Source organism: Flavobacterium sp. CS20, assembly GCF_018080005.1.
Classification (GTDB): domain Bacteria; phylum Bacteroidota; class Bacteroidia; order Flavobacteriales; family Flavobacteriaceae; genus Psychroflexus.
Genome location: NZ_CP073015.1, coordinates 1,051,529 through 1,076,575 on the forward strand (window position 1 = coordinate 1,051,529; position 25,047 = coordinate 1,076,575).

General features: G+C 32.9%; 25 protein-coding genes. 24 read left to right on the forward strand and 1 reads right to left on the reverse strand.

The annotated features are described in order from the left end of the window. Window positions 1–1,408: 1,408 nt before the first annotated feature. From IGB25_RS05075 to IGB25_RS05150, 17 genes are all read left to right on the forward strand, one after another. Window positions 1,409–3,304 (forward strand): hypothetical protein, encoded by a 1,896-nt coding sequence (locus IGB25_RS05075; RefSeq protein WP_211066438.1) that lies wholly within the window; start codon window positions 1,409–1,411, stop codon window positions 3,302–3,304. 1,188 nt (window positions 3,305–4,492) lie between these two features. Further along, window positions 4,493–4,675, forward strand: a complete 183-nt coding sequence (locus IGB25_RS05080; RefSeq protein WP_211066439.1) for a hypothetical protein — start codon at window positions 4,493–4,495, stop codon at window positions 4,673–4,675. Then, window positions 4,665–5,168, forward strand: a complete 504-nt coding sequence (locus IGB25_RS05085; RefSeq protein ID WP_211066440.1) for a hypothetical protein — start codon at window positions 4,665–4,667, stop codon at window positions 5,166–5,168. The genes IGB25_RS05080 and IGB25_RS05085 overlap by 11 nt, the downstream gene beginning before the upstream one ends. A 10-nt stretch (window positions 5,169–5,178) precedes the next feature. Next, on the forward strand, window positions 5,179–5,652 hold the full coding sequence (locus tag IGB25_RS05090) for a hypothetical protein (RefSeq protein ID WP_211066441.1): 474 nt from the start codon (window positions 5,179–5,181) through the stop codon (window positions 5,650–5,652). 388 nt (window positions 5,653–6,040) lie between these two features. After that, the gene (locus tag IGB25_RS05095) at window positions 6,041–6,181 is read left to right on the forward strand and encodes a hypothetical protein (protein ID WP_211066442.1); all 141 of its coding nucleotides are present in this window, start codon (window positions 6,041–6,043) and stop codon (window positions 6,179–6,181) included. 150 nt (window positions 6,182–6,331) lie between these two features. Beyond that, complete coding sequence (locus IGB25_RS05100) at window positions 6,332–7,168, forward strand: DUF3825 domain-containing protein (protein WP_211066443.1); 837 nt, start codon at window positions 6,332–6,334, stop codon at window positions 7,166–7,168. A 3-nt stretch (window positions 7,169–7,171) separates the two neighbouring features. Next, a complete protein-coding gene (locus tag IGB25_RS05105) occupies window positions 7,172–9,100 on the forward strand; it encodes a DEAD/DEAH box helicase (RefSeq protein ID WP_211066444.1) in 1,929 nt (642 codons plus the stop codon). 666 nt (window positions 9,101–9,766) lie between these two features. Continuing rightward, window positions 9,767–10,246 carry an SMI1/KNR4 family protein gene (locus IGB25_RS05110; RefSeq protein ID WP_211066445.1) on the forward strand — a complete coding sequence of 160 codons (480 nt, stop codon included), beginning with the start codon at window positions 9,767–9,769 and terminating at the stop codon, window positions 10,244–10,246. A gap of 12 nt (window positions 10,247–10,258) precedes the next feature. After that, a complete protein-coding gene (locus IGB25_RS05115) occupies window positions 10,259–10,624 on the forward strand; it encodes a hypothetical protein (RefSeq protein ID WP_211066446.1) in 366 nt (121 codons plus the stop codon). 435 nt (window positions 10,625–11,059) lie between these two features. After that, window positions 11,060–11,728, forward strand: a complete 669-nt coding sequence (locus IGB25_RS14780) for an IS110 family transposase (protein WP_247653629.1) — start codon at window positions 11,060–11,062, stop codon at window positions 11,726–11,728. 203 nt (window positions 11,729–11,931) lie between these two features. Then, complete coding sequence (locus tag IGB25_RS14785) at window positions 11,932–12,435, forward strand: transposase (RefSeq protein ID WP_247653610.1); 504 nt, start codon at window positions 11,932–11,934, stop codon at window positions 12,433–12,435. A 35-nt stretch (window positions 12,436–12,470) separates the two neighbouring features. Continuing rightward, on the forward strand, window positions 12,471–13,046 hold the full coding sequence (locus tag IGB25_RS05125) for a hypothetical protein (protein WP_211066447.1): 576 nt from the start codon (window positions 12,471–12,473) through the stop codon (window positions 13,044–13,046). Window positions 13,047–13,231: 185 nt separating this feature from the next. Further along, a complete protein-coding gene (locus IGB25_RS05130) occupies window positions 13,232–13,804 on the forward strand; it encodes a hypothetical protein (protein WP_211066448.1) in 573 nt (190 codons plus the stop codon). An 817-nt stretch (window positions 13,805–14,621) separates the two neighbouring features. Beyond that, entirely contained in the window at window positions 14,622–14,945 is a 324-nt protein-coding gene (locus tag IGB25_RS05135) for a helix-turn-helix domain-containing protein (protein WP_211066449.1), read from the forward strand. After that, window positions 14,942–15,940 (forward strand): DNA cytosine methyltransferase, encoded by a 999-nt coding sequence (locus IGB25_RS05140; RefSeq protein WP_211066450.1) that lies wholly within the window; start codon window positions 14,942–14,944, stop codon window positions 15,938–15,940. Before IGB25_RS05135 ends, IGB25_RS05140 begins: the two co-directional genes overlap by 4 nt. Then, entirely contained in the window at window positions 15,933–16,982 is a 1,050-nt protein-coding gene (locus tag IGB25_RS05145; protein ID WP_211066451.1) for a DNA adenine methylase, read from the forward strand. The genes IGB25_RS05140 and IGB25_RS05145 overlap by 8 nt, the downstream gene beginning before the upstream one ends. Further along, on the forward strand, window positions 16,930–18,033 hold the full coding sequence (locus IGB25_RS05150; RefSeq protein ID WP_211066452.1) for an HNH endonuclease signature motif containing protein: 1,104 nt from the start codon (window positions 16,930–16,932) through the stop codon (window positions 18,031–18,033). Before IGB25_RS05145 ends, IGB25_RS05150 begins: the two co-directional genes overlap by 53 nt. Window positions 18,034–18,221: 188 nt before the next feature. On the opposite strand, the gene ltrA is transcribed toward IGB25_RS05150, so the two are convergent. After that, window positions 18,222–19,286, reverse strand: coding sequence for a group II intron reverse transcriptase/maturase (ltrA, locus tag IGB25_RS05155; protein WP_211066387.1), 1,065 nt, complete (start codon window positions 19,284–19,286; stop codon window positions 18,222–18,224). Between the two features lie 1,042 nt (window positions 19,287–20,328). On the opposite strand from ltrA, the gene IGB25_RS05160 reads away from it, so the two are divergent. From IGB25_RS05160 to IGB25_RS05190, 7 genes are all read left to right on the forward strand, one after another. Beyond that, window positions 20,329–20,793 (forward strand): PIN domain-containing protein, encoded by a 465-nt coding sequence (locus IGB25_RS05160; protein ID WP_211066453.1) that lies wholly within the window; start codon window positions 20,329–20,331, stop codon window positions 20,791–20,793. Further along, the gene (locus IGB25_RS05165) at window positions 20,783–20,938 is read left to right on the forward strand and encodes a hypothetical protein (protein WP_211066454.1); all 156 of its coding nucleotides are present in this window, start codon (window positions 20,783–20,785) and stop codon (window positions 20,936–20,938) included. The genes IGB25_RS05160 and IGB25_RS05165 overlap by 11 nt, the downstream gene beginning before the upstream one ends. A gap of 247 nt (window positions 20,939–21,185) precedes the next feature. After that, window positions 21,186–21,779 (forward strand): hypothetical protein, encoded by a 594-nt coding sequence (locus IGB25_RS05170; RefSeq protein ID WP_211066455.1) that lies wholly within the window; start codon window positions 21,186–21,188, stop codon window positions 21,777–21,779. Between the two features lie 154 nt (window positions 21,780–21,933). Then, window positions 21,934–22,122, forward strand: coding sequence for a hypothetical protein (locus IGB25_RS05175; protein ID WP_211066456.1), 189 nt, complete (start codon window positions 21,934–21,936; stop codon window positions 22,120–22,122). A gap of 345 nt (window positions 22,123–22,467) precedes the next feature. Further along, entirely contained in the window at window positions 22,468–22,731 is a 264-nt protein-coding gene (locus IGB25_RS05180) for a hypothetical protein (RefSeq protein ID WP_211065212.1), read from the forward strand. A gap of 32 nt (window positions 22,732–22,763) precedes the next feature. Next, window positions 22,764–23,975 (forward strand): IS1634 family transposase, encoded by a 1,212-nt coding sequence (locus IGB25_RS05185; RefSeq protein ID WP_256437267.1) that lies wholly within the window; start codon window positions 22,764–22,766, stop codon window positions 23,973–23,975. Window positions 23,976–24,154: 179 nt separating this feature from the next. Next, window positions 24,155–24,934, forward strand: a complete 780-nt coding sequence (locus IGB25_RS05190; RefSeq protein WP_211066457.1) for a hypothetical protein — start codon at window positions 24,155–24,157, stop codon at window positions 24,932–24,934. The last annotated feature ends 113 nt before the right edge of the window (window positions 24,935–25,047 follow it).

The following is a 25,047-nucleotide window of genomic DNA, read 5'->3' on the forward strand; positions in this document are numbered from 1 at the left end:
ACCTCGCGCATTAGTGCTGGAAAATAACTACCATCGCTAACCTATTCCATACAGGATATAAGTATTTCATAGGACGTGAATGTACTTCTTACTGACAAATTATCAACACCTGAGTTTACCTTTGTTACTCTTTACCTTTTTAAAGGCATCCCATACCTGTCGCTTTAATATCGGTTGCGACTTTTGTTTCTCTTTGAAAATCATCCTAAAAAAATCTTTAGTTGTAATACAATTTAAAACTGTTAAGTCAGTCCCTTCGCTCCATTTCCATTACAGAAACTTCATCACTACTACAGACTAATCCGCCACTAATTAACAGTATCGCTACTTTCTACCTTGCCCTTCGGGGTTGTGGTATTTTTGCACTATTAATTAGCTTCTTCTCCTGTTCCGTAATTGAGCCGTAAGCAAAGCTCCTGCCCTCTTTATGCCGATTGCCACTTGACCAGAAATAGGTATCATGTCAAGTTCTGTTCTCGCAAGACCGCCCATCCCTCGATTTTGACAATACTAAAGTTGTTTACGACACTTCTACAAGGGTTCAATCTCGTCTCTTTCAGCTTCTTTACTCCTACCATAGCAAACTACTCTGAAAACAACACAGGTAGTGCATTTAACCTTATCGCTCAAGACCAACCCGTGAAAGGAAAGCCCCATAAGGCGGTTTGACTGGTGTGCCTAATCACTCCCAGCCGAGAGACCAATCCTCATCGTACTCTTTACGTGAATCCACCTGAAACAAATGCCAGGGTCGTTTCTAAATACCAATGAGACTCTCATCTCAATTACAGTTATGTTACTTGTTTTCAATGAACTTAATCACTATCTTGTATCCCCAAGTAACGCAGGACACACGGCAGTGACTAACAACGTATATAAAAAATAGCGGTTCAATAATCGCTTAATCAAAAGAAAATGAATAAATTAAAGGTCACCTATAATCCGAAAAGTTAGTGCATAAAATCCGCTACTTTTCATATACAAAAACGTTAGTCGCAAGGTTATAAAGACATACAACACAAACACAATATGAAAAGTATTGACGCTTACATTTATATTATCATTAGTCTACTTGGAGTAGCATATCCTATATTATTACAAGTTGTAGCCCGACTTGATGAAAAGTATGAATCAGAGCAAATTGTGAAACTTTTTAATAAGGAATGGGAAGGCAATGCTTTTCAATATTCATTGTATTCATCTCTAGTCTTAGTAGTTATATGGTCTTTAAAAATTCCACCTATATTTCAATTAAATGGGCTCTTAGGCTTTTTAATAGAGAATTCAGCCGACATTCTAATTGGATTAAATACGATTTTACTTGTGATATTCTTTTTTTTGTATGTGCGAAAAGTGTTGATTTATTATACTCAGACAGACCTTATTTCTTACCTAATCAAAAGGCACTATGAAGGATAACCCTGATTTAAAATATTTTTCTGTACTTTCTGATTTATTGTTGAAATCAATTAGAAATCAGCAGACTAATGTTTCTAAAACTCTTTCCGACTTTTTTTATGGTGCATTTAGACAAGTAAGAGAGCAATCTAAAAACAAACCAGTTGTGTATCCAGTCATTTATTACGAAGTTGTGTATAAAGCAATTGAAGAGTTGGCTATTCTTAAAGAAAAAAGAAATTACCTATTAGAGCATAGAACTGCAGGTGAAATTTGGCTTCTTGGAGAATTACAAGATTCTGAAATTTCAGAAGAAACATATTCTTGGATGTGGCGAAATTTACTTCTTGCAATTCGCTACAAGCAAGACGATTTAATTATGAATCATTGGGAAACCTGCCATCAATATTACAATTATAGTCTTCAATATATCCACGAAGAATACGATTACACTTCAGGAAATTTTCAGGTAAGCAACAAAGAAATAGTTGAGAAAAGAATAAATGAAAGATTGAGATTTATTGAGTTTCATTATGCATTAGGTGGTTTATTGACATACAAGGAGCGTTATGCTTGTTTAAAACGTATTTTCAATTACACTCAAAGTGAACCCCCTAAATATGAATTGCTCCCTGAGTCTATGTATGAAATATTTAAGTTTTATGCTGACATAAGAGACCCTTATGAAAGAAAATACTCTTGGATTTCTTACAAATACCCCTTTCCCGAGACTAGTGGAATCAGAGCGGATTCAGTAACAAAAAAATGGATTATGTCATATATGGCGATTTTGTTTTTAAGACAGTATACCATATATCCATATTTAATAACAATGAAACCGTTAGATTTTCCACCTGTACCAAACACACAAAGTGAAATAAAACAATGGATTGAAGGTCTTGATTTCTTCAAAAAACTTGTTGCTGACCATTTACAAAATAGTCTTTTGCTAAAAACATTGAATCTTGACTTCATTACAAAAGATTGGTGTGCTGAAAACAAAAAAATATATCCAACAGACTTCATTGATGAGTTTAAAGAGATACTTGAAAATGCATACAATATAAACGCTCTTAACCTCCCTGTAGCAGAAGAAAAGGTTGCTCTATTTGAAAATTCAACTACAAGAATAATTGAAGAAACATTTGAAAAACTTCAACCAATCAATAATAAGGCAGCAATACAAGATGACAATTCTGATAAGTGGTATGTAAGTGGACAAAGAATGCTTCAGGACAAAGATGCTTTTTCTGTGAATCCAGAAGTGCAAGACATTGATTTTGACTCGTTCTTAGCAACTATTGTGTCAAGAAGCATAATTGACGGATTAGGTGAAACATTTTTAAGAAAAACATCACAATCATATTTGCTAAAGCCTGATGAATTATTTAAAGCAATTGACAATCTAGCAGTTGACGAGAATTATCTGATTGTTACGTTTGGACTTAACTTTGATTACTTCATTAACCATCTAAAAATTAATGATTTATCAACGACTGAATACAAGAAAATCCAAATTCATTCTTTTAATGGCTCTCATTTAGTGCGTCAGTCTTTGTTTGTGTTAAGAAAGAGTGACTTGCCAAGTATTTCAACAAAACCAATTGATGAAACAATAATTACAAAGTATTCTTTAAAAAAGATTAGTCAATCATTAAACCTGTTCTCTTCCGTTATAGATATGAACAATACTAGTGATGATGTTTTCATAGAATACAAAGAGCATAAATCAGACGATGAATTAAGAAAATCAGTTCTTTTGTCAATAATCATATCGACAGAACTTAAATGGAAAAAGAATATTAAGGTAATTGAGCTTCGACAATTTTCAGAGTATAGACAGAAAGGAATAGCAAATAAATTAGACGATGTAAAACCAATTGACGATGAGAAACCCAGCAGCTAACAGCGTGTATGTGCAATAGCGGGTGAAGTGGTAAATCGAAGGTCTGTGCTTCTAAGAAACTTTGTGCTAAACGGACAGGAAAGTGCATCTAATCCGCTACTGCACATACACGCGGAACGTTGGTAGCAACTACTCCATAATATTTTTAAAATTATAGGCTCACCCATTTTTTGATAAAGTAAGTTGAAGGATTTTTTTTGGTGGAATTTTTCTAAATCCTAAATGATAGGCATATCACGATGATTGATAACGAATAAAATCTTATCACGACGAGAAAATCACAATACGCAACAATAGGCTGATTTGCAATAAAATAGTGAATAAAGAAAACGACAAACGATGCTAAATCAAAAATTAAAGCTAAACGTCAGCGAAATTTTATAACATCGAAATTATGGGAAATTTGAAACGTGAGTATGAAAAAAAATGGGTGCGAAAGGCTTGGGCATTTTCAGCAAATGTTCTCGCCTACTCCACCGCTACTACCAACAATGTGTATCATTAATAGCTGTGTTTGGGCAAAATTTTAAGGTTTGTGATTTTTTTCTATCTTTACCAATAAAAACGAAAATGTGTTGACTTTTTGCACGCCACTAATGATACACTCGCCCGTTGGTAGCAACTACTCCATAATATTTTTAAAATTATAGGCTCACCCATTTTTTGATTAAATAAGTTGAATGGATTTTTTTCGGTGGAATTTTTCAAAATCCTAAATGATAGGCTTATCACGATGATTGATAACGAATAAAATCTCATCACGACGAGAAAATCACAATCCGAAACAATAGGCTGATTTGCAATAAAATAGCGAATAAAGAAAACGACAAACGATGCTAAATCAAAAACTATGGCTAAGCGTCAACGAAATGTTATAACATCAAAATTATGGGAAATTTGAAACCTGGGAAAGAAAAAAAATAGGTGCGAGAGGTTTGGGCGTTTTCAGCAAATGTTCTCGCCTACTCGACCGCTACTACCAACAATGTGTATCATTAATGGCTGTGTTTGGGCAGAATTTTAGGGTTTGAATTTTTTTTCTATCTTTACCAATAAAAACGAAAATGTGTTGACTTTTTGCACGCCACTAATGATACACTCGCCCGTTAGCACACATTAAAACCAACAAACACATTGTATTTACAATAATTTTTCGTAGTTTCAGCATTGAATCAAAAAATAAATATTATGAACAAGTATGAATTATGGGAGCAAAAAGTTAATTGCGAAATCCCAAACAAGGAAAATCCATTTGACGAAGCTGGTTTACAGCACAACCAATTAATGGCAATTATCGAAGAAAAAGGTAATCCTAAAATGTCTTTGGATGAAGTTTATGAACTTTGCGACAGTGTGCTGTATGAAAAATAAAGAAGAATTAATACCTAATTACTCTTCAAAACAATTCGCCACACCAATAGTAAATCTTGACAGTCAAAGAGAGTATGAAAACTTTATTAATTCTCTTGACTTAGATAATCAGCTTAAAAGGTATTTATTTGAACTTTTTGATATTATGTTTAAATATGATGCAAAAAATCTATGTGATATAATAGGCGAAATAAAACGATTTGAATCAAATTTATTAAAAAATCACAAACCAAAAGATGTAGAAAATGTCCTGATTACTTCTTCGGTAGGTCGTTACTCCTTAGCTTATTGGGATGACCGTTATGATCAAGGAGATATTTCAGCTAAAGCATTTTGGAAGAAATTTTTTACTGGCGTTGCGGATGCAGTAGGAGCCACTGCTGGAGCAATTACTGGTTCTGCTACAGTTGTTGGTGGAATTGCTGGTGGTGTCGTTGGTGCAATTGGAGCAAGTTCAGGGTTTGCTAGTGTATGGGATGTTTTTGCAAACTAAGGAGAACATTATGAAAGTAATATTTTTTACATTTTTTATATTTTTTACTTTTTCAGTTTCTGCACAGATAGACCCTGTTTGGTATAATTTGTTAATACCACACGATAAGGCTGAAACAATAAAAGATATGTTAGAAAAGGAAGGTGTTGATTTATCAATTGACACCTTACCTTATTTAATATTAGATTACAAGAATGACAAATTTTTTCTAACTAAAAAGACTGAAAAGTCAAATATCAGGGCATTCAAGATTCTAAAAACCACAGCGGATTTTTATGTTGTTTGTAGTGATAATGTAGATTTATGTGATTGTAAAGCCAATACATTCATTTATAAAAAATCAAACGACAAACTACAACGGATTCAAAGACCTTTTAGCTTCTCTTTAAAGAGAAATATAATCAAAAGATTAGATGATATGGAATTAGATAAGCCTGAAGGTTATGAAGACTTATCTTTTTGTGAAATACTTGAAGGTCTATAACTGAAGTCAAACGTGTGCTAACAGCGCATAACAAAAATGGCGAAATTTGTGATTGAATCGAAAATTTTGGTATTTTTAGAAACTTAAAGTTAACCGAAAAGATTGCGCATTTTAGCTCGCCACTTTCGCTATGCGCGAGACGTTGGTAGCAACTACTCCATAATATTTTTAAAATTATAGGCTCACCCATTTTTTGATAAAGTAAGATGTAGGATTTTTTTCGGTGGAATTTTTCTAAATCCTAAATGATAGGCTTATCACGATGATTGATAACGAGTAAAATCTTATCACGACGAGAAAATCACAATCCGAAACAAAAGGCTGATTTGCAAATAAAATAGCGATTAATGAAAACGACAAACGATGCTAAATCAAAAATTAAAGCTAAATGTCAACGAAATGTTATAACATCAAAATTATGGGAAATTTGAAACGTGAGTATGAAAAAAAATGGGTGCGAGAGGCTTGGGCATTTTCAGCAAATGTTCTCGCCTACTCCACCGCTACTACCAACAATGTGTATCATTAATAGCTGTGTTTGGGCAAAATTTTAAGGTTTGAGATTTTTTTCTATCTTTACCAATTAAAACGAAAATGTGTTGACTTTTTGCACGCCACTAATGATACACTCGCCCGTTAGTGGCAAGCATAAAAAACACGAAACATAAACAGTAATAATATGAAATTATCAGACTTCGCTCTCATAACACACTATGAAGACAGACTCGGAACCTTGGCTGAGAAGGCATCAAATGAACCTTGGGAGTTTTCAGAAGAACATAAATACTATGACGACAGACCATATGCAATATTGAGAAGGTATGTTGAATATACCTTTACAAAATTATGGGATGAAAATAAAATCAAGTACACAAACAACAAAAAGTACGCTTCTTTTAATACAGGTTTAGTTTCAGACCATTTGGAAGATATATATGCTTTTTTTGAAAAACACAACACGCAAAATAGATATGTTCTGAAAGGTTTTTTTTGGGAAAGTGAAGATGCTATTTCAACTAACTTTGACCACGACCTACCACATACAGCAAACTATTTTGAAGTTCCAGGCGATTTACTATACGACCCAAATAGAAAACTAATGCCAAGATATGACCATATTATAAGGGACAACAAAGAAAGGTGGATTAGAAACTTGGGGCAAATGTCAGACAAGGAAATCCGTCAAACACTTATGGGTGCTATACCCGAAATCGAAAAAATGGTTAGGAATAATTATAAGATTGCTATACCTCAATTTCGCTTCGATGAATTTAGGGGCAACAGAATTCAGCTTCTTTTACCATTGCAAATTGAAAGAAATGGAAAAATTGACTTACTAGCTTTAGTCGTAGACAAGGTAAAAAAAGTAACAATAGATGAAGAAACCCAAGAAGAACAGGAAACTCAAGAAGAGCAAGACAAAACATACATTGCTACAACTTGTCTAGAATTGCCAATGGCTTACACGAACGCTAGGCTGATTGTTAAACCTTCAAGTGATTGGTTAAAGCCTTAATATATGCCTACAATAATTGACAACATAGAATTAGACGAAACGAATGTTGAGTTCAATTATGCTTCCGACTTTGTAAAGCATACCGACAGACTTGTCTACTTAACAGGAAAAGCAGGAACGGGTAAGACCACGTTCCTAAAATATCTGCGAGAAACAACAACAAAGAATACTGTAATTCTTGCACCGACAGGGGTAGCTGCTATAAATGCAGGTGGGCAAACTATACACTCATTTTTTCAGATTAGACCAAGCGTCTATGTTCCAAACGATAAAAGATTAAGAACAAGAGCAGACATTGGAGATGAAGATAAAAGCACCATTTACGAGCATTTCAAATACTTCAAAGAAAGACTAGAAATAATAAGGGGTTTAGAACTCCTAATCATTGATGAAATCTCAATGGTCAGATGCGATTTAATTGATGTTGTTGATAGACTATTACGGGTTTTTAGAAGAAGAGAAAATGAACCTTTTGGTGGTGTTCAAGTAGTTCTAATTGGTGACACATTTCAGTTACCTCCAATTGCCGACTTTGAGCAATGGAATTTACTTCAACCATATTATAAAAGTCCATTTTTCTTTAGCTCAAAAGTTATCGAACAGAATAAACCTGTTTACATTGAACTAAAAAAGATTTACAGACAAAACGAACAAGAATTTATTGACCTTCTAAATCGGGTTCGAATAAATCAAGTAACCGCCAACGAATTTAAATTACTTAATTCAAAGTATAACCCTACATTCACACCTAATGGTCAAGCAAATTATATCACACTTGCAACTCATAACAAACTAGTCGATAGTACGAACCTCACAAAACTAGCTGAACTAACAACAGAACTAAAACTATTTGAAGCCACTGTCAGCGGACTTTTTCCAGACAATATAATGCCAACAGACAGAATTTTGCAGCTTAAAGAAGGTGCTCAAATTATGTTTATAAAGAATGATAAGGCAAAGAGATACTACAATGGAAAAATTGCCAAAATCAGCAAAATAGAAGAAAATAAAATCATCGTTGAATTTTCAGAAGGGAATGAAATAACAGTAGAAAAACAAGAGTGGAATAATATAAAATATACTTGGAACGAAAAGGAAAAGAAGATTGAAGAAGAAGTAATAGGGACATTTACACAATTCCCTATAAAACTTGCTTGGGCAATTACAGTTCATAAAAGCCAAGGACTTACTTTTGAAAAGGTTATTGCTGACTTAGGAGCCGCATTTGCTTCAGGACAGGTTTATGTTGCATTAAGCAGATGTACTTCATTTAGTGGATTAGTCTTGAAAACTCAAATCGGACAAAATGCGATTAAGACAGACCCCCAAGTTTTACAATTCGCACAAAATGAAACACCAAGTACATTAATTGTTCAAGAATTGAATTCGGGTAAAGCAGACTTTTATTACAGGAAAGTTCGAGATGAAATTCATTCTCTGAATTTTGAAGAAGCGTACAATAATTTCATAAAAGCACTCAAATTTAGAAATGATATTGAAACAGACCAGTTTAAAAAATATTTTATAGTTACAGCTAAACGACTTGGTTCATTTAGACAAAAATTTCCTGAGCTAATTGCTGAAAAAGAGACATTAAAACAGGAAAAGAAAGAATTGGAGCTTACAGTTTCAGAACTTGAGAATGAGAAAGCAACTCAACAAACGAAAATCAATGAACAAAACAAATCAATAAAACTCTTACTTGACAAAACTAAAGAGCTTGAAAAGTTCAATGAAAAATTAAAGTCTGAAATAACAACTTTGAACAAGAATAAATTAGATGCTGAAAAATCAATCCAACAGCATCAAAAAACTATTCAAGAACATAAAAAGACAATATCAGAACTCGAAGCAACGAAAAGAAACAATGAACAAGAAATAGAACGATTAAGAAACTTAAAATGGCACCAAAAACTATTCGGACAGAAATAATGCCAGCCACTAACAGCACCTACACGCAAGTGGCGGTTCAGTGGTTAAATCAAGCTTTGTGCTTCTACCCAAGTTTGTGCTCGGTTGACAGTATATCGCTCCGAAATCGCCACCTGCGTGTAGTCGCAAAACGTTGGTAGCAACTACTCCATAATATTTTTAAAATTATAGGCTCACCCATTTTTTGATAAAGTAAGATGTAGGATTTTTTTCGGTGGAATTTTTCTAAATCCTAAATGATAGGCTTATCACGATGATTGATAACGAATAAAATCTCATCACGACGAGAAAATCACAATCCGCAACAAAAGGCTGATTTGCAATAAAATAGCGAATAAAGAAAACGACAAACGATGCTAAATCAAAAACTATGGCTAAGCGTCAACGAAATGTTATAACATCGAAATTATGGGAAATTTAAAACGTGAGTATGAAAAAAAATGGGTGCGAGAGGTTTGGGCATTTTTCTGCAAAAGTACTCGCCTACTCCACCGCTACTACCAACAATGTGTATCATTAATGGCTGTGTTTGGGCAAAATTTTAAGGTTTGTGATTTTTTTCTATCTTTACCAATAAAAACGAAAATGTGTTGCCTTTTTGCACGCCACTAATGATACATTCGCCCGTTGTGCAACATTTAAGAAAACCCGTACATGACATTAAACATGACTGAATTTTGGGATTCAAATTATTACGATAATCCGCCTTTGACCGATAAAATGATTCAGCAAGCGGAAACTGTATTAGGATTAAAACTGCCTGATTCTTTTCTTGATTTGCTTAAAATTCAAAACGGTGGATACACAAAAGGATTTGCCTTCCCAATGACAACAAAGACTACATGGGCGGATAATCATGTGCCATTGACTGAATTGTTCGGAATTGTTTTGGACAAAGAATCGGATTCTGCACATAATATTATGCAATCTGACTATATGACTCAAGAGTGGGGATTGCCTGAAAAGCAAGTTTTATTGACTGGAGATGGTCATTGGTGGATTACTCTTGATTATCGAAAGAGTGATAAACCTTCAGTTAGGTGGATTGATTGTGAATGTGGAGAGGATATTCATATTGCAGATTCTTTTGAGGACTTCTTAAATGGACTTGTAAGCGAAGATGAATTCGCAGATAATATGATTTAAAATTATAATTAAATGAAAGTAATAGGATTTATAATATTTGTGGTCGTTTTTTTCTGTTCTTGTCAAAGCGACATAAAAGCAAAATTTGAAATAACGAATGAAACAGAAATATTGATTGATTCTATTAATATAAAATCGTTTGACCACAACGATAACCCGAATTGGATAAAACTTAAATCTGGACAAAATCAGCTCTATTGGTTAGATATGACTAATTTGCCAAAAGTTGATGGGGATTATTTGTTGACTTACAGAGATTCAGTACTTAAAACTGTTAGATTTGGTTATTTTACAAACGGATTTCCATTGGAAAAAGTGACCAACATAAAAATTAAAAAAGATACTGTGATTATTGACCAAATCTATGATGACTATTAGATAAAACGTTGCACAACAATGTATAAAAATAATAGCCGAGATAGTAGTAAATCCAAGGGTTGTAGCCCGCTTCAACTTTCTTGTAACTTGACAGGAAAATGCCACGCAGTCGGCTACTATTCTTATACTAAACGTTACCTACCATTCCCCATATCAAGAAACTCGATTAATTTCTATTGCTAACGATGCCGATAAAATATTGGTTATTATTTTTGTAATGATCCTTTGTAAGACCGATTTTTCAAATGGTGCTTGAGATAGAGCCCGTGCGCTCATTCTGGTTGAAATGTAAAAAAGCCCCGACTCTTCTCAGGGCTTTGTTGATAATTTCAGTGGTGGCTACGATAATTCGCAGACCCCGTTCAGAATAATTTTCAATACAAAAATACATTTCCTTAGGATCTTTTTTGTTTAATACTTAAATATTTTTCAATTATGGCAAGAAAGAAAAAGTTAGAAATGGAAATTGTAAACCAACATGCAACAGGTATTGACATTGGAAGTCGGTCTCACTTTGTAGCAGTTGGACAAGCCCTAGAAGATGTAAAAGAATTTGGGGTTTATGCAGAAGATCTTACTGCAATTTGTCAACACCTAAAAAGCTATGGTATTACCTCAGTTGCCATGGAAAGCACAGGAGATTATTGGCAAAATCTTTTTACAGAACTCATCAAGCATGATTTTGAAGTTATTTTATGCAATGGAAAATTTACCAAACACGCAAAAGGTAAAAAAACAGATGTTAAAGATGCAAGATGGATTCAAAAACTGCATGCATTAGGTTTGCTTACAAGTAGTTTTTTGCCTGACCAGCAGACTGAAATACTTAGAACTTATGCACGTCAGCGAGGCAATATTATACATCAAGCGTGGCACTTCAAGAAAAATGCAAAAGCATGCCTTAAGTTTTTAAATTTTAGACTTGATGTTGTAGTTAAAGACATTTGTGGTCTTACAGGTCTTAAAATCATAGAAGATATTTGCAAAGGAAATTTAGACCCTAATGAACTTGCTAAGCATCGGCACTACAATTGCCGAAAGTCTGAGGCAGAAATAGCAAAAGCCCTCCATGGCAATAACAGGAAGACTTTCTTTTTGGGTTAAAACAAGAATTTCAAACTTATCAGTTTTTACAAAAACAATTAAAGGCTTGCGATAAACAGATAGACCAATTCATAAAAAAGCATCTTGACACAAATCCAGAATTAAAAAAACTAAAAACCAATCCAAAACCTTATAAAAGAGAAAATAAGAATGCTCCCAAAATAAAGGATTTTAATCAAGTAGCTTATCAGTATTTTGAAGGTGTGGATCTGCTTGCCATTGAAGGCGTAAGTCATGCTACAATACTTAGTATTATGGTAGAGATAGGTCCGGAAGGATTTAGAAAGTTTAATTCTTCAAAAGAATTTGTCTCTTGGTTAAGACTAGCACCAAACAACAAAATATCAGGCGGTAAAGTGCTTAGTTCAAAAGTTCCTAAAGGGAGTAATAGATTAAAAATAGCATTACGACAAGCAACTAATTCTATTGGAAATTTAAAAGATACACACTTGTCTGATTTCTTTAAGCGTGTCGCATTTAGAAAAGGAAGACAAGCGACAGTAAGCGCAACAGCAAGAAAATTGGGTGTAATCATATGGAATATGGTTACAAAAAAAGAACCTTATAAACCGCCAAAAGAATATCTATTCCTCGATCAAAAAAGAAAGTTAGGCATAGCCAAAAGAATGAGGAAACAAATCGCTAAATTTGGATTAACTAATGAAGATTTAGGCTTAAATGCAAATATCTATAAAACAGCAACTTAATTTACGTTAGTCAGAATATAAAACACAAATTCAAATTGAAAAATATTAGACAATTTTTACTTTTAATCTTCCTTGTTTCTTGTAGCAAAGAAAGTGGAACAAAAAGTTATTTCAATTCGGATTTTGAAGATACTAAATCATCTAAGATAAATTTAAATGAATTTAATTCATACGGTGAATTAATGAATTCAATTGAAAAGATTGCATGCTCTGACAGGATTACAAATTTATCTTTTAACGGAGTTCATAATAAAAAGGAAATCCACATTTTTAGTTTTTGTCCTGATAAAATGCCAGTTTATGACCCGAAAAACAGGAATACGATCTACTTCGAAAAAGGAAATTTAATTAAAAACGAGAAAATCGTAAGTTTTGATTCATTGGATTACATTTTAAATAAAGATTTCAAAAATTACGGGGAAAATCTAAATTTCGCTGACAAACCCGAAAAATTAGTAATTATTATATTAGATGATAAAAATGGGGATTTAGAAACATTGAAAAACTTTTTAGATAAAATCACTAAAGCATATGATACAATTGGAACTTCAAAAAGTTTAAAAGTAATGATGGACAATTATGTGGAAATACCACCAATGCCAAAACTCTGAATTAAAAACTGAACTGATAACAAAGTATTGCGTGGAGAATACGCACCACAACAATAGCTATAGGCAATAGCTTGGGTTCATGCTAAAAACGAAAGTTTGGGATTTATTTTCTAACTCTACGACTGAAAACAAAACTGAATGGCTTTTTTGGCGCTACTGCCAATAGCCAAACCGTTAGAGTGCATTTGAAAAAAGCAATTAACATATCGATAATATTTATCATTCTTTTGGTCGGTTGTTCTCAATCAAAAAAGGACAAAGTCATAACGGATAAGTCCAATGACCTAAAGAACAGTATTGAGAACGTAAAATTGGAATTAGATAAATTAATAATTGAGTCAATCGACAGTACAGTCTTCAGAGATTACAGCATTGAATTTATAACAAATGCCTCAATTGACAGTTTGACTAAATCACATCTGACTTTTTGGACTTTAGAAAACACTAAACTTACCGATAAAGAAAGGCTATTGCTGAAAAGCTTAATTGAATCCGATAAAAATTATAATTTCAATGTTAGTGATTTGATAAAAGAAAAACTGTCAAAATCAAATCAATTGACGGACAATCAATACATTAAAAATTTAAATAAAATTGCAATTGATTCAAGTCAGAATGTTGCTCTAACAATTATTGGGACATATTTTACGAGTAAAAGACCTGAAAGTAGGATTTCTGGTTGGGAAGAAATTGTTGTTTTTGAGAAAATCGCTGACAAATGGAGAAAAAGAAAAGAGGTTATGTATGTGGAATATTAAAATACGCACTCTAACACCGGCTATAATCCATTGCTCGCTATGGCGATAAACCAAAAAACAGTAGCTTTAACATGGCTCGATTCCTACTCCGAAAAATCTCTAATTTTTCTCCGCAACGGAATCATAGCCAAACCGTTGTGTGTAACTACCAAAAAATATTTTAAAAATTATAGGCTCACCCATTTTTTGATAAAGTAAGATGTAGGAATTTTTTCGGTGGAATTTTTCTAAATCCTAAATGATAGGCATATCACGATGATTGATTACAAATGAAATCTCATCACGACGAGAAAATCACAATCCGCAACAAAAGGCTGATTTGCAATAAAATAGTGAATAAAGAAAACGACAAACGATGCTAAATCAAAAGCTATGGCTAAACGTCAACAAAATGTTATAACATCGAAATTATGGGAAATTTAAAACGTGGGAAAGAAAAAAAATGGGTGCGAAAGGCTTGGGCGTTTTCAGCAAAAGTTCTCGCCTACTCCACCGCTACTACCAACAATGTGTATCATTAATAGCTGTGTTTGGGCAGAATTTTAAGGTTTGTGATTTTTTTCTATCTTTACCAATAAAAACGAAAATGTGTTGCCTTTTTGCACGCCACTAATGATACACTCGCCCGTTACCTGCAAGCTGAATAAAGAGCCACCGCTCGGTCAAGCACATTTATTTTTTGCCAACGCTAAAAGCCAACGCAAAAAAAATAAAAGAGCTTGCCTTCCCCACCGCCACCCGAAAAAAATATTTGACAACTTGATGTAAAATTCGCAAATTATTTTTACATTTGCTAAAAATAAGTCAAATCAATAAAATGGCAAGTTTCGGAAATTTCATAAAAACAGAAAGAGAAAAACGAGAATGGACTCAAACTGAATTCGGTGCAAAAATCGGAATCAATACAAGTGCAATAAGTCGAATAGAAAACGGAAGTCAAAAATTTAGTAAATCAAAGCTAAAGAAACTTTCAGAATTATTTGAAATTCAATTGCAACAAGTAACGGACTTATTTTTTGCAGACAAATTTGCTAGAGAAGCTTTTAAATATAAATGCTCGGAATCAGTATTTACTGTTGCTGAAGACACTGCAAATTATTATCGTAACACCAATGTTAAACAGGGAAAACTAGAACTATGAGTAGAGCTTTAAAATATATTGACTTGTTCTCTGGTGCTGGTGGTTTTTCGCTTGGTTTTGATAATAAAGGCTTTCAAAATGTCTTTTCAGTAGACATTGAACCTAGTTTTTGTGAAACGTATAATCATAACTTCCCAAGTCATAATTTAATCCAAAAGGATATTTGTAACGTAACAGACGCTGAATTAAAATATTTAAAAGAATATGATGAAATTGATGTTGTTATAGGCGGACCACCTTGTCAAGGGTTTAGTATTGCTGGAAATATTGGAAGAAAATTTATTGAAGACCCAAGAAACAGATTATTTAAAGAATTTGTAAGAGTTGTAAAAGTTGTTGAACCAACTTACTTTGTAATGGAGAACGTTGCTCGATTATATAACCATAATAAAGGAAACACTAGAAAAGAAATTATAAATGATTTTGAAAATCTAGGTTATAAAGTTGAATGTAAAATTCTAAATTCAGCAGATTATGGAGTTCCTCAAGTTAGAAAAAGAGTAATATTTATTGGCACTAAAAACAGTCAAAAAATACTATTTCCAAAAAAAGAAATTGATAAATATATAACTGTAAAAGAGGCTTTATCTTCATATCCAAAATTAGAATCTGGTCAGGAATCAAAAATCCCAAACCATATAGCAATGTCTCATTCTGAACAAATGTTGCATAAAATGAGCTTTGTTTCAGATGGTGGAGATAGAAATGAAATCCCTGAACAAATTAGACCAAAATCAGGTGATGTTAGAAAATATATAAAATATTCAAGCGATAAACCTTCAGTAACAGTTACTGGAGATATGAGAAAAATATTTCATTATGAACAGAACAGAGCATTGACAGTACGTGAATTAGCAAAACTTCAATCTTTCCCTGATGATTTTGTATTTAAAGGCACAAAAATATCACAACAACAACAGGTAGGTAATTCTGTTCCGCCAAAAATGGCTGAAGCTATCGCTAGTATAATTATTAAAATGAGTGAAAATGTTTAAATATCCTAAAGTTAATTACATAGGCAATAAAGAAAAGATTGCAAAGTGGATATGCGACCAATTCCCAACGGATGCAAACACACTTTTTGATGCTTTTTCTGGTGGATGTTCTTTAAGCTATGAAGCAAAATGCAGAGGATTGGAGGTTTATACAAATGATATATTAAAAATAAATTACCACATTGCAAATGCGTTAGTTAAGAACAATAATACTTTACTAGATAAGTCTGATATTGAAACTATTTTTAGAGGAGAACCTTTTGAAGGTTTTATGTTTCAAAATTATTCAGAAGTGTATTTCTTTCCACAAGAATGCAAAGAACTTGATTTGTATAGGCAAAACATTGAATTACTTGAATCAGAGGAGAAGAAATCATTAGCATTTTCTTTAATGAGAAGAGCTATGATTCGTAAAATGCCCTATTCTAGGTTTACATTAAATTGGGATAAAATAGTTCAATTAAGAGATGAGGAATACAGCTATAAAAAATATAAGCGAAGAAGAGCTTATCACAACCAATCATTTAAACATCATTTTCTTCAAAATTTAAATGAGTACAATCAAGCGGTATTCAATAATGATAAAAATAATATTGCTTACAACGATGATATTTTCAATTTGTTAGAAACTGTAAAAGCAGACATTATTTATTTAGACCCACCATATACAGGAACAATGAATAATTATTTTGGTTTTTATGGTTTGGTAGACGATTTTATAACATCAGAAGTAACAAAACCATTTGAAAACAACTTTGTAAATAAAAATTCTGCAATTGAGCTTTTTGATAAATTGTTTTCTAAACTTAATAATTTTAAATATTGGTATTTAAGCTACAATAACTCTTCTTTTCCAAGCAAGAATGAATTACTTTATCTGTTGGGTAAATATTCAGACAATGTTGAAGTAATTGAGCGTAAACATAACTATCAAATTACTGGTAAAAACAAAAAAGAAAAGAATAAAGAATTTTTATTCATTGTGAAAAATGAAAATTATAAAGAAACTATTAAAGAAAATTATGCCACAGCAGAACTATGAAGAGTATTGGAAACTGACCAATGCCTTTTCTGATTATAATGGTACAAAGTTTTTAGACACATTGGCTGTTTGTATCAATTTTATTGATGACCATAAAAACGAAGAATATTCTGAAGAAAAATATTCAAAACTTCAGGACGAGATTCATAAAGTAAATCCTATTAACCATATTTCGATTAGAAAGTCTATTAATCAATTGGTTAAAATGGGATTTATTAATTCTTTTTTGGTTTCATATCATCCTCAAGCTAAAGAGTATATTGAAGCTCGAACAAATAAGAAAAGAGAAACACTTTTATCCAAAATTGTTTACTCAAATTCAAGTTTCAACAGAGCGGTAAATAATGAATCTTCGATAAAACAAATCAATTTCCTAATTCAAACACTAATTGAGAAAGGCAAATTATCAAAAGAAGAAATCATTGCCTTAATGCTTGTTGATATTGAAGCTTATAAAAAACCATTTATAACTGAATCAGAACTTTCAGAATATGTCAAAGAAGCTAAAGAAATTGGTTTTTTAGAAAGAAAATATAATCAAATTGGTTACCTATACAACCTTCTTGGAAAATTAGATGATTTAGTTTTTGTGAAAGAAGACCTCTATTTTAAAGAAGATGCAGAACAGATTTTTGGAGAGGATTTAAAAGCAGTATCAAAAAGAAGAGACCCATATTTACATAGATTATACAAAAATCAATTACAAGAGGAATGTGAAGAGATTTATGGAAATCCTATGTGTGTTTTAGAGCATCTTTCTTATCCTGTTTTAATTGCAAGTCATATCAAACCATTTATTGATTCTGACGATAATGAAGCATACGACCCAAACAATGGATTGTTATTAAGCAGAACAATTGATTCGTTATTTGACTTAAAATACATATCATTTACAGATGAAGGAACTATGATTTTCTCAAATAGAATATCAGATGATGTAAAGGAGTTTTGGAAAAATTATAAACTCGAAGAAAATATATTAAACGATAAGAGAAAAACATATTTGGCTTATCATAGAAATCTAATGACAGAAATTGATGCCCGAGCATAAAGCCATACACATTTGCAATTCACACCAGCCAACGCTGCAACCAAAAATTGCAAAAGAGTATGTCTTTGCCAACGCTGAAAACCAAGCAGAACGGAAGAAGTCGAGTAGGTAAAGGGGAATATCCACCCCTAAACCTCTCACAGAACCGTACGTGATAGTCTCCCATCATACGGCTCTTCTTAACAAGTCTATGGCGTAAAACCGTATTGCCAATGCACAAACAGATTAGGATAATGCTTTGCAGTTTCCTGTAACCATTTGTAGGCAAAAAACCAGTGTTTACGCCTAAATCTCCGATATTTGTTGCGTACCCATTTTGCCAGACGCATGTTCAAGAAACGGAATACATAATGTAATTCACTCATTCTTACTTTGCCGTAATAGTTAATCCAACCTCGTACTTTTTCTGCTATTATGCCTGCCAAATCTGGCAGGCGTAAATGAACCATACGATGAAGTTTCATCTTAAACAAAGTTTGATTGATGCGTTTCTGTCGTTTACGACTGATTGACGGTGTAAATCCCAAATGAAAGTTCCCAAAATAGCCCTTTACCATTCTTGGCTTAAATGTAAATCCAAGAAAATCGAATGTTACATAATGAACCTTAAATGGTGGATGCTTCTTTTGGTTGCGTTTGCAATAAACGATATTGCTCTTGCCGTCTTTTATCTGCAATTTGCACTGTTTAAATCGGGCTTTTACCGCTTCCAACGTCCGCAAGGCTTGTTTAAAATTATCGCAATGGATGATAATATCATCAGCATAGCGCTCAAACTTTACTTCCGGGTGGTTGTTCTCAATCCACTTATCAAAAACAACATGCAAGAAAATGTTTGCCAGTAATGGGCTAATAACACCTCCTTGTGGTGTGCCTTTGTCTCGTGAATGAATACTACCGTCTTTCTTTTGAATTGGAGCCTTTAACCAACGTGCTACATACAAGTGAATATGCTTTTCTTTGGTAAAATGTCCTAATGCTTTAAGCATTAAGTCATGGTCTATCTCATCAAAAAAACTCTTGATATCCAAATCTATCACCCAATCCATTTTCATGCAGTTTTCCCTGCATTGCTTTATGGCTTGATGCGCTGATTTGTTTGGTCGATAGCCAAAAGAATCTTTACTAAACTGTTTATCTACAATCTGTTCTAATTCTTCTCTTATTACCATTTGAGCCGTTCGGTCTTGTACTGTTGGAATGCCAAGCTTCCTGATTCGACCGTCTTCTTTGGGTATTTCTACCTCGCGCACAGTACTGGAAAATAACTACCATCAGCTAACCTATTCCATACAGGATATAAGTATTTCATAGGACGTGAATGTACTTCTTGTACTGACAAATTATCAACACCTGAAATTACCTTTGTTACTCTTTACCTTTTTAAAGGCATCCCATACCTGTCGCTTTAATATCGGTTGCGACTTTTGTTTCTCTTTGAAAATCATCCTAAAAAAATCTTTAGTTGTAATACAATTTAAAACTGTTAAGTCAGTCCCTTCGCTCCATTTCCATTACAGAAACTTCATCACTACTACAGACTAATCCGCCACTAATTAACAGTATCGCTACTTTCTACCTTGCCCTTCGGGGTTGTGGTATTTTTGCACTATTAATTAGCTTCTCCTGTTCCGTAATTGAGCCGTAAGCAAAGCTCCTGCCCTCTTTATGCCGATTGCCACTTGACCAGAAATAGGTATCATGTCAAGTTCTGTTCTCGCAAGACCGCCCATCCCTCGATTTTGACAATACTAAAGTTGTTTACGACACTTCTACAAGGGTTCAATCTCGTCTCTTTCAGCTTCTTTACTCCTACCATAGCAAACTACTCTGAAAACAACACAGGTAGTGCATTTAACCTTATCGCTCAAGACCAACCCGTGAAAGGAAAGCCCCATAAGGCGGTTTGACTGGTGTGCCTAATCACTCCCAGCCGAGAGACCAATCCTCATCGTACTCTTTACGTGAATCCACCTGAAACAAATGCCAGGGTCGTTTCTAAATACCAATGAGACTCTCATCTCAATTACAGTTATGTTACTTGTTTTCAATGAACTTAATCACTATCTTGTATCCCCAAGTAACGCAGGACACACAACTACACACAACAATGGCTATAAGTAATTGCTTGTTCTCGCCTACTTCTGAAAATCCTCGCGGATTTTCAGTTTGGTGTGTATTTGCAAAGTTAAGTGCTAACCCACGCAACTACTCATAGCCTAGACGTTAGGCACAAGGCTGAAAAAAATATCTTGCTAAAATTGAACATCTCACTAAAATTTGTAAATTAGTAATATGAAAAAACAGCGAATATATTTGGACACTTCAGTTTTTGGTGGATACTATGATAACGAATTTCAAGAATTCACAAAACCACTTTTTGAAAGAATAAAGGATGGAGAATTTAAAGTGCTTCTTTCTGCCATTTTGCAAAAGGAACTTGAACCAGCGCCTGAAAAGATAATTAAATTAATCACTGATTTAAAAGCTGAATATACTGAATTTTTGGACGAAGATGATGATGCTGTTGAATTAGCAACTGAATATATTGCAGAAAAAGTTGTTGGTCAAACAAGCTATGCGGACTGTCTGCATATTGCATTAGCAACTATAAACAAAGCTGATTTACTTGTTAGTTGGAATTTTAAGCATATCGTAAATATAGAGCGAATACGAGGCTATAATTCCATCAATATAAAAAATGGATATAAACAATTGGAAATTCGCTCACCAAGAGATTTAATGAACTATGGAAACTAAAACAAAAAAAGAATTTGACGCTGTCAAGTTTGCAAGAGAACAAAAAGACAAATTAAGTGAAGTTCTATCTAAAATGTCAAAAGAAGAAATAGTAGCTTACTTTAAAAAAATTAGATTGGAAAGTCGGATAAAGCCCAGTGCCTAACACGAGGCTATAAGTAATGCTGTATGATGTGCTTAACCGAAGTTTGAGATTTTTTGCTAAATTTGTTGAAAAGTTGAAAAGTAGTGGCATTTTTGCACAGCACTACTCATAGCCAAACCGTTACCAGCTATGTTAGACCAAACTACAACCTCAAAACTTAAAAAAAATATAAGTGGAGGTAAGATACCACTAAAAACGGGGCGAAATCGAAAAGCCAAACGAGTATGATAAACTAAAAAAAATGAAAATGAAAAAAGTGATTTTAACTTTTGTGCTCTGTAGCACACAATTCTTTTCTTACGCCCAACCAACACTTAACAATATTGAGAATTTTGTTGTCGGTATGACACTTGTTTTTCAAGAATGTGACACATCAGGTGTTAAGGTTGGGAAGAAAGGCGGAAACAGAATTTGGGATTTTTCTGACTTGCAAAGTCTGAATTCAAAGACTATTACTGAAGACATGATTTTACCAGATTCAACAAATTATAAAGATCAATTTCCAACCGCTAATTTAGTTGAGAAGTATTCAGACGGACGGCTTGTTTTTGCAGAAATAAATAAAAATGAAAATTATCTGGTGGGCTTTGTTGACAATACAATCCCCATTAATATGAAATATGAAAAACCTATGCTATTTGCAAAACGTCCAATACATTTTTCTGACTCAATCTCTGATACATATACTACTAAATATAATATAAAAAATCTTGACTTCAAGGGACAAGGAACAGTTACTATAATTGCGGACGGTTATGGAACTTTGGTTTTGCCAAATGGTAAGTTTGAAAATGTTTTGAGAGTTAAAATAACTCAGCAACAAAAGGATACTTTGGTATAATACTCAACTAATACATCTACGAGCACTGTTACTTATGTGTGGTTCAATGACAAATACCGTTCAGCACTATTGAAAATTAGTAAAACCAAATCAGACTATTATTCAAATAAAACAGTAGAATATCTTTTAAAAGAAAGTAACTAAATTTAATGATATGAAAAAGAAAGACGGTTCAGACATTGGAGGAATAGTTTGTGGAGGATTTATGTTTTTAGGAGTTGGCATAGGCTGGCTTTTACAACAAAACTTTGTTATGACCGGTGCAATAGGATTGGGTGTTGGTCTTATTGCTATGGCGACAATTATGGTATATTACAAAAAGAATAATAATGATTCAGAATAAGTAAAAGTGGAAAACACAGCTGGTAACAGCGTATATAGTTTATGGCGGATTTTATTATAAACCGAAAATTGTAGTATTTTTATAAATTAAAAGCTTAACCGAAAGGCGAGCGGTTGTTATCCCGCCACAAACCATATACGCGAGACGTTGTGCCATATTAAAAAAAAATGAAATGGTTAAATGACTAATAAGTTTCGGGCTAACCACCCATATGATAACAGTTTATCACTCCTGTTTTCGACAATTTAAAATCTTAAATTTCATAACTTACTCAAAGCGTATTAGTTACGATATTTTTGTTTTCATTTTGGGTGTCCCAGGGTGTCTTTTTAGTAAATTTGCACTGTGTTTGTTCGCAAAAAGAAAAATAAAAGCGGTGTAATTAGCGTCCAAGTCATTGACAAAAGTAGTGGCAAGTATCGCTTATTAAAGACCATTGGCAGCAGTGCTACTAAAATTGAAGTTGACCATCTATATGAACAAGGTAAACAATGGATAAAAAATTATACGGGAGCACAAGAATTAGATTTTAACGATTATAGACAGCACACAGAACTTGTTCTTCAAGGACTTGAAGAAATATCTGTTTATATCCGGAACTGCTTTTAGGAAAGCTTTTTAATCAGATTGGGTTCAATCAAATTAATCATGATTTATTTAAGCAATTGGTTCTTGCTAGACTTTGCTACCCTTCTAGTAAGCTTAAGACATCAGATTATCTTTTTAAATACCAACATAAAGCTATTGATGTTCAAGTTATTTACCGATACATGGATAAGCTTCATAAACAACACAAATCCCAAATACAAGAAATTAGTTATAATCATACCTTGAAAATACTAGATGGAACAATAAATGTAGTATTCTATGATGTTACCACTATTTATTTTGAAATTGATAACGAAGATGAATTACGCAAAACAGGCTTCTCTAAAGAAGGCAAACATCAAAATCCGCAAATTATGCTAGGGTTATTAGTTAGCAAAGATGGTTACCCATTGGCTTACGATATTTTTGAAGGCAATAAATTTGAAGGACACACCATGCTACCAGTCATTGATAGTTTTAAGAAAAAATACGGATTAGATCAATTAGTCATCATCGCTGACTCTGGGCTACTTTCTTCTAAAAACATAGAAGAACTTCAAAGCAAAAGTTATGAATTTATTCTTGGAGCTAGAATTAAAAATGAGAAGTCCTTTATAAAAGAAAAAATATTAGCTTTAAAACTTAAAAATGGAGAGAGTGCAGTTGTAGAAAAAGGTAATTTGAGACTTATCATAAGCTATTCCGATTCAAGAGCCAAGAAAGATAAGCACAATAGAGAAAAGGGATTAAAGAGACTGGAAAAGAAAATTAGATCAGGAAAACTAACCAAGTCAAGTATCAATAACAGAGGTTACAATAAATATCTAAAACTTGATGGAGAGCTAAAAGTTTCAATAGACAAAACAAAATTTGAAACAGATGCAAAATGGGATGGTCTAAAAGGCTATATAACTAATGCTAAATTGAATAAAAATGAAATTTTAGAGAATTATAGTCATTTATGGAAGATTGAAAAGGCTTTCAGAATAGCTAAGACAGACTTGAAAATAAGACCAATCTATCATAGAGTTCAGCGTAGGATTGAAGCTCACATTTGCATAGCTTTTGCAAGATATAAAATACACAAGGAACTAGAAAGGCAACTCAATGAAAAGAAATCTTCATTAAGTCCTGAGAAGGCTATCAACATAGCAAAAACAATTTATGCGGTAAAAATAAAACATCCAATAACAAAAGAGATAACTTATCTAACTCACATCAAAAGTGAAGAGCAGAAAAAAATTGCAAATCTATTCGATTTTTGATTTGGGTGTCCCAGCGACGAAAACAGGAAAAAAAATGAAATGGTTAAATGACTAATAAGTTTCGGGCTAACCACCCATATGATAACAGTTTATCACTGATCTTTAATCAAAAACTAAAGTCAGTTAAATAATTAACATTTTGTAAAAAAAGTAAAACTTAATTATTAAAAATTATTATTATGTATTTAAAAAAATTTAATTTTATTTTATTTATTTCATTATTTACATTAACATCCTGTACAGATGATGCTAATTCTTTGAAAGATGATAACATTCTAAAATCAATTAGTAGTGCCGAAGAGTTACCTTTTAGCAAAATAAAAGAGATGGCTCAACAGCATAACACAATTCTAAGAAATATACACACAGAATTTGGTGATGTTTCAGATTACAGTAAAAATGAGGAAGAATTACTAACTTTAAGTTTGTTTAATGATTTAGATATAAACACTAATATAAATCAAGAAGATGCAATTTCTTTTTCTGAAAATGTAAGGAGTGTAGAAGACGTTATAACACTTTTACCACATGAATATGAAAAGGAATACATTAGACAAATTAGAACAATACTTTATAATTCTGAAAATTTAGAAGACTTAAATAATGAAGTAAATATAATCGTTGATAATATAATTAATGATCAAAGAGAGATGTACAAAACCCCTCTATTGTTATATGCTGAAACTATAAAGACTTCTGCTGAATATTGGGCGCCAGAAAATATTGGGGGTTTAGGATATGGTGATGAAATATTAAACAATAATAAAATGCTCAAATCTGATTCTAACTGGCAAAGTGTAGCTGAAACAGATGGTCAAGCTATTGCTACAGGAATGATTGGTCTTGCGGCTTATGGTGCTTGGGGTGTTATGTTTGGTCCTGCAGGTTTTGCTTTAACAGGTGCTTCACTTCTTTGGGTTGTAGGTGAAGTGGCTTTAAGTTCTGCTATGTGGGGATAATGAATAAATGGATAATTTTATTCTTTATATTTATTATTGTAACAATCTTTAACCACATTACTTTTTGTTCTTTAAAAAACTTAGACCCTTTAAATACAGAATCAGATGTAGTT